Source organism: Nonomuraea sp. NPDC049480 (genome assembly GCF_044465905.1).
In the GTDB taxonomy this organism is placed as follows: Bacteria; Actinomycetota; Actinomycetes; order Streptosporangiales; family Streptosporangiaceae; genus Nonomuraea.
Window position 1 is genome coordinate 374,218 of sequence record NZ_JBITMD010000005.1, and the last position, 11,870, is coordinate 386,087.

General features: G+C 73.1%; 14 protein-coding genes. 7 read left to right on the top strand and 7 right to left on the bottom strand.

Annotated features, from left to right (window positions below):
- Positions 1-60 precede the first annotated feature (60 nt).
- Positions 61-768 carry a lysophospholipid acyltransferase family protein gene (locus tag ACIBX3_RS17820; RefSeq protein WP_397118102.1) on the top strand — a complete coding sequence of 236 codons (708 nt, stop codon included), beginning with the start codon at positions 61-63 and terminating at the stop codon, positions 766-768.
- On the opposite strand, the gene ACIBX3_RS17825 is transcribed toward ACIBX3_RS17820, so the two are convergent.
- Entirely contained in the window at positions 765-1,223 is a 459-nt protein-coding gene (locus ACIBX3_RS17825; RefSeq protein WP_397118104.1) for a MarR family winged helix-turn-helix transcriptional regulator, read from the bottom strand. The two genes, ACIBX3_RS17820 and ACIBX3_RS17825, sit on opposite strands and share 4 nt — an antisense overlap.
- 81 nt (positions 1,224-1,304) lie before the next feature.
- Between ACIBX3_RS17825 and ACIBX3_RS17830 the strand changes: the two genes are divergently transcribed.
- A complete protein-coding gene (locus ACIBX3_RS17830) occupies positions 1,305-1,733 on the top strand; it encodes a DoxX family protein (protein WP_397118106.1) in 429 nt (142 codons plus the stop codon).
- A gap of 127 nt (positions 1,734-1,860) precedes the next feature.
- Here the strand turns inward: ACIBX3_RS17830 and mmuM are convergent, their stop codons facing one another.
- From mmuM to ACIBX3_RS17845, 3 genes are all read right to left on the bottom strand, one after another.
- On the bottom strand, positions 1,861-2,727 hold the full coding sequence (gene mmuM / locus ACIBX3_RS17835) for a homocysteine S-methyltransferase (RefSeq protein WP_397118108.1): 867 nt from the start codon (positions 2,725-2,727) through the stop codon (positions 1,861-1,863).
- Positions 2,724-3,557 (bottom strand): trehalose-phosphatase, encoded by an 834-nt coding sequence (gene otsB, locus ACIBX3_RS17840; protein WP_397118110.1) that lies wholly within the window; start codon positions 3,555-3,557, stop codon positions 2,724-2,726. Before otsB ends, mmuM begins: the two co-directional genes overlap by 4 nt.
- 62 nt (positions 3,558-3,619) lie before the next feature.
- Complete coding sequence (locus tag ACIBX3_RS17845; protein ID WP_397118112.1) at positions 3,620-4,273, bottom strand: Crp/Fnr family transcriptional regulator; 654 nt, start codon at positions 4,271-4,273, stop codon at positions 3,620-3,622.
- A 73-nt stretch (positions 4,274-4,346) separates the two neighbouring features.
- Between ACIBX3_RS17845 and ACIBX3_RS17850 the strand changes: the two genes are divergently transcribed.
- Complete coding sequence (locus ACIBX3_RS17850) at positions 4,347-4,610, top strand: YciI family protein (protein WP_397118114.1); 264 nt, start codon at positions 4,347-4,349, stop codon at positions 4,608-4,610.
- A 156-nt stretch (positions 4,611-4,766) separates the two neighbouring features.
- Here the strand turns inward: ACIBX3_RS17850 and ACIBX3_RS17855 are convergent, their stop codons facing one another.
- Together ACIBX3_RS17855 and ACIBX3_RS17860 are read right to left on the bottom strand one after the other, a co-directional pair.
- Positions 4,767-7,217: a VIT domain-containing protein gene (locus ACIBX3_RS17855; RefSeq protein ID WP_397118116.1), complete on the bottom strand. Its 2,451-nt coding sequence runs from the start codon at positions 7,215-7,217 to the stop codon at positions 4,767-4,769.
- Positions 7,214-8,059 carry a helix-turn-helix domain-containing protein gene (locus ACIBX3_RS17860; protein ID WP_397118118.1) on the bottom strand — a complete coding sequence of 282 codons (846 nt, stop codon included), beginning with the start codon at positions 8,057-8,059 and terminating at the stop codon, positions 7,214-7,216. Before ACIBX3_RS17860 ends, ACIBX3_RS17855 begins: the two co-directional genes overlap by 4 nt.
- A 118-nt stretch (positions 8,060-8,177) precedes the next feature.
- Between ACIBX3_RS17860 and ACIBX3_RS17865 the strand changes: the two genes are divergently transcribed.
- The 4 genes from ACIBX3_RS17865 to ACIBX3_RS17880 all read left to right on the top strand — a co-directional run bounded on the left by ACIBX3_RS17865 (position 8,178) and on the right by ACIBX3_RS17880 (position 11,204).
- Entirely contained in the window at positions 8,178-8,645 is a 468-nt protein-coding gene (locus ACIBX3_RS17865) for a Dps family protein (RefSeq protein ID WP_397118120.1), read from the top strand.
- A gap of 152 nt (positions 8,646-8,797) precedes the next feature.
- Entirely contained in the window at positions 8,798-9,439 is a 642-nt protein-coding gene (locus ACIBX3_RS17870; RefSeq protein ID WP_397118122.1) for a TIGR04282 family arsenosugar biosynthesis glycosyltransferase, read from the top strand.
- Positions 9,436-10,047, top strand: coding sequence for a methyltransferase domain-containing protein (locus ACIBX3_RS17875; RefSeq protein WP_397118124.1), 612 nt, complete (start codon positions 9,436-9,438; stop codon positions 10,045-10,047). Before ACIBX3_RS17870 ends, ACIBX3_RS17875 begins: the two co-directional genes overlap by 4 nt.
- A gap of 134 nt (positions 10,048-10,181) precedes the next feature.
- Positions 10,182-11,204 (top strand): alkaline phosphatase PhoX, encoded by a 1,023-nt coding sequence (locus ACIBX3_RS17880; RefSeq protein WP_397118126.1) that lies wholly within the window; start codon positions 10,182-10,184, stop codon positions 11,202-11,204.
- On the opposite strand, the gene ACIBX3_RS17885 is transcribed toward ACIBX3_RS17880, so the two are convergent.
- The gene (locus tag ACIBX3_RS17885) at positions 11,201-11,794 is read right to left on the bottom strand and encodes a TetR/AcrR family transcriptional regulator (RefSeq protein ID WP_397118128.1); all 594 of its coding nucleotides are present in this window, start codon (positions 11,792-11,794) and stop codon (positions 11,201-11,203) included. The two genes, ACIBX3_RS17880 and ACIBX3_RS17885, sit on opposite strands and share 4 nt — an antisense overlap.
- Positions 11,795-11,870: the final 76 nt, after the last annotated feature.

Below are 11,870 nucleotides of genomic sequence, written 5' to 3' on the forward strand. Positions count from 1 at the left end.
GCCCGCGGGATGGGAAGATGACTCTGCCCGCCGACAACGTGCAGGAGAAGAGGTGCCGGGGTGTTCTACTGGGTGGTCAAGGCCATCTTGGGGCCGATCCTCCACCTCGTCTTCAGGCCGTGGGCCGACGGCGTGGACAACGTGCCCAGGGAGGGGCCGGTGATCCTGGCCGGCAACCACCTGTCGTTCGCCGACCACTTCTTCGGCCCGCTGCACCTCAAGCGCAAGGTCATCTCGCTCGGCAAGTCCGACTACTTCACCGGACGCGGCATCAAGGGCTTCTTCACCCGGCTGTTCTTCAGCGGCGTCGGCACCGTGCCCATCGACCGCTCGGGCGGCAAGGCCAGCGAGGCGGCGCTGCGCACCGGCCTGCGCATCCTGCGCGAGGGCAACATCCTGGGCATCTACCCCGAGGGCACCCGCTCGCCCGACGGCCGCCTCTACAAGGGCAAGACCGGCGTGGCCCGGCTGGCGCTGGAATCCCGCGCGCCCGTCATCCCGTGGGCCATGGTCAGCACCTTCGAGATGATGCCGCCGGGCCGGCCCTTCCCCAAGCTGGGCATCCGGCCGGGCGTCAAGTTCGGCAAGCCGCTCGACTTCTCCCGCTACTACGGCATGGAGGACGACCGCCTCGTCCTGCGCGCGGTGACCGACGAGATCATGTACGCGCTGATGGAGCTGTCCGGGCAGGAATACGTCGACAAGTACGCCGCCAGCGCCCGGGTGGAGATGGAGCGCGCGGCCCGCGCCGCCGCGGCGAAGACCTAGGACGGCCTCAAGGCCTGCTCCGCCTTCTCCATGGCCCTCGTCATCGTGCGCAGCTCTTCGCGGCTGAGCTGGTCGATGAGGTAGGCCCGCACGACCTCCACATGCCCTGGCGCCACCCGTTGCAGGCACCGTATGCCCGCCTGGGTGATCACCGCCAGCACGCCCCGGTCGTCCGACGGGCACGTGGCCCGCTCCACCAGGCCCGCCTTCTCCAGCTGGGTGATCTGGTACGTCAGCGCGCTCTTCGACACCACCACGACCCTGGCCAGCTCGGTCATCCGCATCTGGTTGCCGGGGGCGTCGGCGAGCCGCACCAGGATCTCGTACTGCGGATGGGTCAGCCCGGCAGCCGACTTGAGCTGCTCTTCAATGCGCCTCTCGAGCAGGTGAGAGGCCGACAGGAAGGCGCGCCAGGCCGCCATCTCCGTCGCATCAAGCCATCGGGTGTCCACCATCACATCCTACGGGTTGTTCGGATTTGAACTTCCACGCTAAAGTTGTCATTCAAATCTGAACGAATCTGTCAAGGAGGTCACATGGTCGACCAAGCGCGTCCCGTCGCCCTGCTGCTCGCGAGGATCGCCATCGGGGTGATCTTCCTCGTGCACGGCTACCAGAAGTTCGCGACCATGGGAATCGCGGGCACGACCAAGTTCTTCGAGTCCGCCGGCATTCCGCTGGCCGGCGTGGCCGCTCCCGCCGTGGCGGTGCTGGAGGTCGCGGGCGGCCTCGCGCTGATCCTCGGCGCCGCGCTGCCGATCGTCGGCACGCTGCTGGCCCTCGACATGATCGGCGCGATCGTCTTCGTGCACGCCGCCAGCGGCTTCAGCGCCGGCGAGGGCGGCTACGAGTTCGTCCTGGCGCTCGCCGCGGCGAGCCTGGCCATCGGGTTCACCGGCGGCGGCGCGCTGGCGGTCGACCGTGTGCTGGGCCGCCGCCGCGGCTCGGAGACGGTGTCCGTCTAGTCTGACTGACCCCGCCGGCCCCGCGCACCCGCTCCTGCAGCCAGGCGTGCGCGGGGCCGTCGTCGTGACGCGGGCGCGATGACGTGCCCGGGCGCCCGGCGGCGGGCTGCTCGTGCAGGAGTGGGGGTCAGGACACGTGGGCGCGGATCTGCGTGATGTGCTCCGGCGTCGTACGGCAGCAGCCGCCGATCAGCGACGCGCCCGCCCGCTGCCACTCCTTGGCCGCCTGCCCGAACTCCAGCGGATCGGCCAGCCCCAGCCAGCGGCGGTGCCCGGCGTCCCAGGTCTCGCCCGAGTTCGGGTAGACCACGACGGGCAGCCCGTCGGCCAGGTGCCCGATCAGCGACGGGAGGTGGCTCGGCGCGGTGCAGTTGGCGCCGACGGCCACCACCTTCGGGTTCCCTCCGAACAGCGCCGCCGCCTCGCGGATCGGCGTGCCGTCGTTGAGCCGCTCGCCGTCCCGGCAGGAGAAGCTCACCCACGCCTTGACCCCCGGCGTGCGCTCCAGCAGCCGGGCCAGGGCCCGCGCCTCCGGGTAGGACGGGATCGTCTCGCAGGCCAGCAGGTCGGCGCCGGCCGAGGCGAGGATCTCCCAGCGTGGCAGGTGCCAGGCGTACAGGCCGTCCTCGTCGAGATCGTAGTCGCCGGTGTACTCGGCGCCGTTGGCGAGGTAGGCGCCGTACGGGCCCACGGAGGCGGCCACCAGACCGCGGCCGGCCTCGTCCCGCGCCTGCCCGGCCAGCCGCACCGACAGCCTGATCAGGGACTCGGCCTCCGCCGCGTCCAGCCCGCGCCGCATGAAGCCCTGGAGCGTGGCCTGGTAGCTGGCGGTCGTGGCCACGTCGGCCCCGGCCGTGAAGTAGTCGGCATGCGCCTGCCGGATCAGCTCCGGCCGCTCCAGCAGCAGCCGCGCCGACCAGAGGTCGTCGCTGAGGTCGGCGCCGAGCCGTTCGAGATGGGTGGACAGGCCGCCGTCCAGGACAAGTGTGGTCACCCATCAAGGGTAAGAGCCATCGGAGGGTGGCCGGGGAAGGCGCTGATCACCTGGTCGAGCAGGACCGGTGTGTCCTCGGGGGAGTCCACCGTGAAGTCCGCCCGGCGCGCCAGCTCGTCGCCGGTCTCGCCGTTGGCCACCGCGACCCTGACGCCCATGAACGCCGGATCCCGCTCCTCGCGGCAGCGCAACGCGTCGAACGCCCGGCCGTCGGAGAGATCGTCGCCGAAATACCAGGCACGGGTCAGCGTCTCGGTCTCGCGGGAGATGACCGTGCCCTTGTCGCCCTCCACCGGCGGCCGCAGCTCGACCACCATGCGGCCGTGCTGCTCGCGCAGGCCCAGCTCCGCCGCCTTGGCGCTGGCCCACCGCTCCACCGCGCCGCGCAACGCCGGAGCCGCGCGGTAGTGCAGCGCCACCAGCAGCGCCTTGTCCTCGACCAGGACCTCGCCGGGCAGGTCGCGGGCGGCGTCAGCGGCCAGGCGGCGGATGACCGGGGCCCACGGCTCGGCCTCCGCGTCGGTGCGTACCTGGCCGTCGACGACGGTCTGCATGCCGTACAGGCCGAACAGGCGCACCTGGGGAACGCCCGAGAACCTGTCGCGCAGGAACGCGGCCGGGCGGGCCGACACCACGGCGACCCTGCCCACCAGGCCCGCCAGCGCCCGCAGCCGCTCCACCGCGCCCGCCACGGGGAACACCGCGCCGGGGTCCCGCATGATCGGCGCGATCGTGCCGTCGAAGTCGAAGAAGAAGCCGGCTCTGCGGCTCTCGGCAACGGTGGAGGACACCGCTTCGACGAAGCGGAGCGGGGCGCGAGAGGTCGCCATGCTCAGTGACGATAGAACACGCTGACCGGCTCGGACAGCCGCGCGTCCGCATCCGGTCTTGGTCAGATGGCGGCCAGCCGGGCGAGGGCGGGACGGTCCAAGACGATCACCTCCCCGGCGCCGATCTCGATCATCCCGCGGCGTTCGAACGAGCGCAGGGCGCGGTTGACGCTCACCCTCGTCGCGCCGATCTCGGCGCCCAGCCCGGCCTGGCCGGCGTGGAGCGGCACCCGGCCGCCGGCGCACCGGCGCACCAGCCAGGTGGCCACCCGCGCGGGCACGTCCCGCACCGTCGCGTCGGTGAGCCGGTCGTCGAGGTCGCGTACGGTCGCGGCCAGCGTACGCAGCAGCCGCGCCGCGACCGACGGCTCGCCGGCGACCAGCTCCAGCACGGTCGCGCGCGGCAGGTAGGCGACCTCCACCGGCGTCATGGCCGTCCGCGTGGCCCGATGCGGGCCGTCCACCAGGAGGGCCGTCTTGTCGAACGCCACCGGCGCCGCCTCCACGGCCAGCACCACTTCCCGGCCCTCCGCGCTCACCCGCCCGGCCTTCACCCGGCCGTCGAGCAGCACGATCAGCTGATCGGCCGGGTCGCCCTCGGTGCACAGCACCTGCCCGGCCGGGTAGCTGCGGCGCCGCGCCAGCGCCGCCAGCCCGCGCAGCCGCTCCTCGCCGAGCTCGCCGAACATCGGCAGGTCGGCCAGCGTGTACGTCATGTATCCCGATATACACCCCGCCGGTGCCCCGCGATGCTGAGTCCCGCGCCTGTCGCGCCCTAGCGTGCCGGGCATGGCGAGATACGTGGTGCACCTGGCCTTCGATGGAGACCCGCGGCGGCTGGCGGCCCGGCCCGCGCACCGGGACCACCTGCGGCGGCTCAAGGAGGAGGGGCGGCTGGTGACCGCCGGGCCGTGGGCGGACGACAGCGGGGCGCTGCACGTCTACGAGGTGGCGGACGAGGCCGAGGTGAGGGAGATCCTGCGGCGGGACCCGTACACGGAGGTGAACGGCTACGAGATCGTGCTGCTGAAGGAGTGGATCACGATCATGTGACCCACGGGGACTGCTCTCTCCACTGCGCGGTGGCCTGCCTGTTCGCAGGAACCCCGCCACCGCGCAGTGAACCGCCGGCCCGGGGCCGGCGGCCCCGCCCTCCGCCGAGCGGGCGGGCGGGGAGCCGCGGGTTTCAGCCGGATCTCCGGACGGACGTCACGTGCGCTTCCAGAAGGGGCCGCGACGGCCGCCGCCGGAAGAAGGACCGCCGCCGGGGAGCCCGCCAGGGCCGGGGCGGCCATCACCCGGCCGGCCCTCATGTCCCGGAGAACCGCCGATCAAGGCCGTGAGGACCTCGATGGCGCGGTTGTGCAGGGCCTGGGCGTCCGCCCCCGGCAGCTCGGCCGCCTCCAGCTCCCGGGCCAGCGCCGCCAGTTGCTCGTTCCCGCCCAGGTACTCCGTGAGCGCCCCCAGGCGCGAGCCCAGGTCGGCCAGGTACAGCAGGTCGGGCGCGGGCAGCGCCTTGAGCCGGTCCAGCTCGGCCACCAGCTGCGGCCTCACCGACTCCAGCCGGTGCGCGGGCCGCGGGCCGGGCCCGAACCGCGGCATGCCCGGGCGGCCACGGCCGCGCGGGCCACCGGCAGGAGCCCCGGGGGCGGGCATCGGCGGCTGCTGACCGGTGACATCCGGTGCCCCGCCGCCCGCGACGAATCCCTGGTCGGCACCGGCCACGAATCCCTGCTCCATCTCGGCCGCCCCGAACCCGGACTGCGGCGGCCGCATCCTCGGTGCGGCCGCCGGCGAGGCCATCAGCGCCGCGTGCGCCGTGAATCCGCCGCCCATCATCGGCTGGCTCCGCGGCGGCTCCCAGCCGCTGGGCGGCTCCACCGGCTGGATGACGCGGTGCTCGGGGCCGCCCTCCGCGACCTTCCGGGTGTCGACCGCCACGTACGCCGTGAAGCGGCAGAGCACGCCGTTGTCCAGCGACGTGCGCACGATGCGCGACTCCAGGTCGTGCTCGCCCATGGCGTACCGGTCCTCCAGCTCCCGCAGGTGCGCGCGGGCCCAGACGGCGCGGATGGCCGGATTGTCCACCGTCACGCCCGTGACCTGCTCCTCCCACGGCCCGCCGGCGGTCATGCCGTGCACGGTCAGCGAGGAGCCCTCGCGGTAGCGGCCGTACACGCGCAGCGGCACGCCGGGGAAGATCGAGCCGAGATGGGTCACCGTGTCCGGCTCGACCTCCAGGCCCTTGAGCGACAGGCCGGTCACCAGGGGCGCGCCGATCCTGCGGTGGATGTGGTCCATGGCGGCGTCGAGCCGGTCCTCCGACTCGACCAGCTCGCAGCGGCCCGCGCCGAGCCCGGCGAGCCGCCCGAGGAAGCCGGCGTTCACAGCGCGGTCGATGCCGACCGTGTGCACGCGCATGGCCGACAGCGCGCCGCCCGCCTGCTCCAGGATCTGGTCCTCGTTGCCCACCTGGCCGTCGGTGACCAGGACCACGACCCGCTCCCGCTCGGCCTGGGCGCCCAGGAGCGCGACGGCCTGGCGCAGCGGCTCCAGCAGTTCGGTGCCGCCGCGGGCGTCCACCCGGGCGAGGTGCTCGACGGCGCGGTACCGGTTGCGGTCCGACGCCTCCACAAGCCCCTCGAACGCCCGCTCCACCACTGAGTCGAACGTCAGCACCGCGAACCGGTCCTGCGGCGTCAGCGTGTCGACGATGCGCGCGGCGGCCCGGCGGGCGGCCACCATCTTCCAGCCGCCCATGCTGCCCGACCGGTCGAGCAGCAGCACCAGGTCACGCGGCGTGCGCGTGGACTCCAGCGGCGGGGGCACGACGGTGAGCGCGAACGTGCCCCCTTGCTCGGCCGGGCCGTCGAGCTGCAACGACGTGGACGTCTCGTACGACATGCGCAGGATGAAGTCCCGGTCGAGCCGTTCGCCCGGCCGCAGGCGCACCGTGGCGCCCTCCTCCTCGACCACGTGCAGACTGGAGGCCAGCTCGCGCAGCTCCAGCCCGGCGGCGTCGACGGTCGCGGCGAGCGACAGGCGTACCGGGTTGGGGAAGCCGGGCAGCAGGACGGGCGGGCTGATCCTGGACGCGTCCGGGACGGCGTCGGTGTCCGGCGCGACGCCGTCGCCCGCGGGTGAGCCGTCGATCGGGGTGCCCGGGATGTAGCGCGGCGCCACCACCAGCGGGAACCGGAACATGGCCGCGCCGTCCTCGTACGGCAGCGGCTGGCTCATCGTCAGCCGGACCGATACGTGCTCACCGGGCAGGATGTTGCCCACCCTGATCGTGAACACGTCCGGCCGGTCCTCCTCGGCGATCGCCGCCCGCTTCCCCTCGCGCAGCGCCCGGTCGTAGTCGGCCCTGGCCTGGGCGCGCTCCTTGAGCACGCCCTCGATCACCCGGTCGTCGGCTTCCATCCGGAAGCCGGTCACCGCCGCGCGGTCGGGCAGCGGGAAGACGTACGTGGCCTCAAGCGTGACGTCGAACGGGTTCCTGAACCCCTGTGTGACCTCGACCCCGGCGATCAGCCCCGAGATGCCGGCTGTCACGTCCACGCTCTCCAGCGGCAGGTTGCCGCGCTCGGTCAGCAGCGCGCCGAACCCGGCGTCCGGCACCGGCAGGCACCGCGCGGGCTCCAGCGAAGTGATCTTCATATCAGTCCCCTATCTTCGAGCACCGCGAGCAGCGGCCCTGCCGCCGCCAGCACCGCATGAACATCCGCTTCGGACGGAGTCCGCCCCACGTCCAACACGAGCCTCACCCCATCACCCAACCTGACACCCGCGACCAGTGCACCGGCGTCGCCCCGCTCTCCCCGCGGCCCGGCGTGCCCGTCGCGCGTGACGGGTGCCGCCCGCCCGTCCGCCGGACCAGCTGTGCCGTCGTGGGGCGTCGCGGCGCCTCGGACGCGTTCGGCTGCCCGGGCGTCCGCCGCCGACCCGGCGGCGTGATGCCCGGCATCCGTGCCGGGTCGCTGGGCCCAGAAGCGCTCGCGCGCATGACCGTCCGATGCCGCCAGGTCGCCGATGCCGCCCGGCCGCGCATGACCACCTGGTCTCGCGAGATCGCCCGGCGCCGTGCGGTCGTCCTGCGCGGGCGGGCTTCCCCGCTGTCCCTCGCCATACGGCGCGTCGAGCGTGGCCGCGGTCTCCGGGTGGCCGGCCGTGCCCGCCGGGTCCGCCGCAACGGCCGCATCGGCCGCGTCCTCCAGCATCCGGTCCGTGGCGCCCGCCAGGGCCGCCTGGATCTCGGCGATCGACAGCCCCGCCGCCTGCAGTCGCTTGATGGCCACCAGTTGCAGCAGGTGCCGCCGCCCGTACCGGGCGACGCGGCCGCGCCGGGTCAGGGGCGGGTCGACGAGGCCGATCGTCGTATACCACCTGATCAGCCGCTCTCCGGGCACGTCGCGGACCCGGCCGTTGGCCGGCGGGGCGCCGGCACGCAGCGCCCGGGCCGCGTGCTCGGCCAGCTCGCCGATCGTCCAGGTGTCGCTCATGCCTCCACAATGACACTGTCACTATTACACTGTCAACGTTAGGGGGCCGGAAGATTGGGCACGGGGATTGAGTTGTAAATAGATGGATAAATCCGACAAGCGGGGAGGAAAGTACGACATGGCCACGATTACCGGTCCGCTGTCCGGAGACGCCAGGAACAAGGTCGCGGACGTCCTGCAGAGCACCCTGGTCGATCTCGTCGACCTGTCGCTGATCGCCAAGCAGGCGCACTGGAACCTCATCGGCTCCCACTTCCGGCCGATCCACCTCCAGCTCGACGAGGTCACCGAGCTCGCCCGCAGGCACATGGACACCATCGCCGAGCGCTCGGTCGCCCTCGGCGCCAACCCGGACGGCCGCGCCGCCACGATCGCCAAGTCCACCAAGCTCGCGCAGCCGGAGAGCGGCTGGCTGGAGGACGGCAAGGTCGTCGCGACGATGACGGACATTCTGGACAGCATCAGCAAGCGCATGTACGAGCGCATCGAGGCCACCGACGAGGCCGACAAGGTGAGCCAGGACCTGCTCATCGCCGTGGCCCAGGACATCGACAAGCAGCACTGGATGTTCCAGGCCCAGCGCTGACGAGAATGGCGGGCGCCGGCAGGCCGCGCGCCGACGGAGCCCGGAGCCGTGCGGACGGCCCGGGCTTTCTCATGCCCGCGAACCCCTGTTCCGCCATGCCGTAAGCGGCACGTAAGAGGTGATCATCTCTTGTGGATCTAGCGTGCCGGGGTATGGACAACCGCACGCAGATCATCGTGCTCGCCAAACGGCCCCGCCCCGGCCGGGTGAAGACGCGCCTCACGCCGCCGTACACCCGGGAGGAGGCGGCCGAGCTGGCCGCCGACGCACTCCGCGACACCCTGGACGCCGTCGCCGCCACCCCCGCGGCCGCCCGCGTGCTGGTGATCGACGACCCCGTGCCCGGCGTGGCCCCGGCCGGGTTCGAGATGATCGCGCAGCGCGGCGGCGGCCTGGACGAGCGACTGGCCTGGGCCTTCGAGGACGTGTACGCCCGCCGCCGGCTCCCCGTCCTGCTCGTCGGCATGGACACGCCGCAGCTCACCCCCGCCCTGCTGACCCGTGCGGCCACCGCGCTCCAGGCGCACGACGCCGTGTTCGGCCCCGCCGCCGACGGCGGCTTCTGGCTGCTCGGACTGCGCCGCCCCGACCCCGCGCTGCTCCTCGGCGTGCCCATGTCCACCGCCGGCACGGGCGCCGCCCAGCTACGCCGCCTGCGCGGGCTCTCCGTGGCCACGATGCCGCTGCTCACCGACGTGGACGACGCCGCCGACGCCCGCGAGGTCGCCGGGCAAGCGCCGCACACCCGCTTCGCCGCCACCCTGGCCCGCCTCGGCGCCGGAGCCGCCAGGTGATCGGACATCTCTACGCGGAGTCGCTGTCCGGAGCCGAGATCGACATCGAGTACGAGGACGGCCGCCGCCGCCCTCTCGACGCCATGCGCTGGCTGGAGCCCATCGACGGGGACGAGGCCATGCTGTCGCGCTGCGCGGGCCCCACCCTGGACGTCGGCTCCGGCCCCGGACGGCTGACGGTCGCCCTCACGAAGAGGGGCGTGGCGGCGCTCGGCATCGACGTGACCCCGCACGCCGTACGGCTGACCCGGCAGGCGGGCGGCCTGGCCCTGTGCCGGGACGTGTTCGGCCGGGTGCCGGGCGCCGGCCGCTGGGCGACGGCGCTGCTGGCGGACGGCAACATCGGCATCGGCGGCGACCCCGTGGCCCTGCTGCGCAGGATGCGCGAGCTGGTACGCCCGGGCGGCGAGGTGATCGCGGAGCTGGCCCCGCCGGGCACACCGAGCACGACCGAACGTGTACGGCTCCGCCACGGTGCCGTCACCGGCGCCTGGTTCCGCTGGGCCGGCGTCTCGGCCTCCGACGCCCCCGCCGTGGCCCGCGCGAGCGGCTTCACGGTCACCGACCGTCATGAGGAGGCGGGCCGCTGGTTCGCCTGCCTCCGCTAGCGCGCACGCGGCGTCACCGGCGACCGGCGGAGGCGAGGAGCGCCCACGGGGTTTGCGCAGAGTTTGATGTCGCGAGTCCCTGCCATTCATGTCGGTGCGGTCGACTAGCGTGGCACCTAGAGGGAGGCCCCACGATGTCCCACAAGACTCTCCTCCGCACGGGCCCGCTCTTGCCGGGCGGCGCCAGCCCGTACGGGCCGCTCGGCCTGCCGGGCGCCGACGGTCTCGCGCTGCCCTCGGGGTTCACCGGGCGGGTCGTGGCCCGCTCCGGCCAGAAGGTCGCCGGGCTCACCTGGCACGCGGCGCCCGACGGCGGCGCCTGCTTCCCCGACGGCGACGGCTGGATCTACGTGTCCAACTCCGAGCTGCCCCTGCTCGGCGGCGCGTCCGCGCTGCGCTTCCGCGCCGACGGCGGCATCGGCGACGCCTACCGCATCCTGTCGGGCACGGATCTCAACTGCGCCGGCGGCGCCACGCCGTGGCACACCTGGCTGTCGTGCGAGCTCGGCCACCGCGGCCGCGTCTTCGAGTGCGACCCCTACGGCGCCCGCGCCGCCCGGCCCCGCCTGGCCATGGGGCGCTTCAAACACGAGGCGGCCGCCTGCGACCCCGAGCGCGGCGTGGTCTACATGACCGAGGACGAGCCCGACGGCTGCTTCTACCGGTTCCGGCCGGGCGACTGGGGCGACCTGACCGAGGGCACGCTGGAGGTGCTGTGCGTCTCCGGCCGCTGGCGGGTGGTGCCGTCGCCGGCCGCGTTGCTGCAGGAGACCCGCCACCAGGTCGAGGACGCCCGCCGCTTCGACGGCGGCGACGCCTGCCACTACGCGGGCGGGGTCTGCTACTTCACCACCAAGGGCGGCACCGGCCTGTGGGCGTACGACGCGCAGACCTCCACGCTCGACCGGCTGTGCGAGGGCGTGCGGGCGATCACCGCGGCGCCGTCCGGCGACCTCTACGTGGCCAGGGAGACGACGCAGATCGACGTCATCGCGCCTGACCGGGCGGTCACGCCGTTCCTCAGGCTGGAGGGGCACGCGGGGGCCGAGCTGACCGGGCTGGCGTTCTCGCCGCGCGGCGACCGGCTCTACTTCTCGGCCAGGCGTGGCCGCACGGAGGGTCACACGTTCGAGGTGAGCGGCCCCTTCCGCGCCTAGCCGAGATAGCGGACGAGCACGAGCTTCAGCTCGTCCACCAGCTCGGCGCTCCGCTCGGACGTGGCGGTGGTGATCATCGGCATCACGGTCTTCACCATGGCCAGCGTCATCGTGCCCATGAGCTCGGCCCGCTCCTCCGGCAACTCGGGCCGGAGGCGGCGCAGCATGGCCGTGAGCTGCCGGGAGATGTCCTCGTGCAGCCGCTGCGAGGCCGCGGCGAAGCGGTCGCCCGTGGCGGAGCCGTAGAGCAGCGACCAGTAGGCCGGTGACCGGCTCTTGAACCGCACGCTCTCGTCCACGAGCTGTCCGACCAGCACCTCCACCGGGACGTCCGGCGTGACCTCCGCCAGCTTCATGGCCCAGAACTGCCGGCGGTCGTCGGTGTAGCGGGACACCAGCCCGTCCAGGATCTCCTCCTTGTTGCGGAAGAACTGGTAGAGCGACCCCGGCGACATCCCCGCCCGCGCGGCCACCTGGTTGGTCGTCATGTCCGGGTAGCCGATTTCGGCGATCACGAGTTCGGCGGCGTCGAGGATCTCCGCCATGCGCTTCAGGCCGCGCGCCTGCCGGCGGACCGTGCGTTCAGCCATGGGTCACCTCGTTGACAAATGCGAGCATTTACTTGTATTTCTGTTCCGGGAAGGCAAACACGAGTAGTTTACCGAG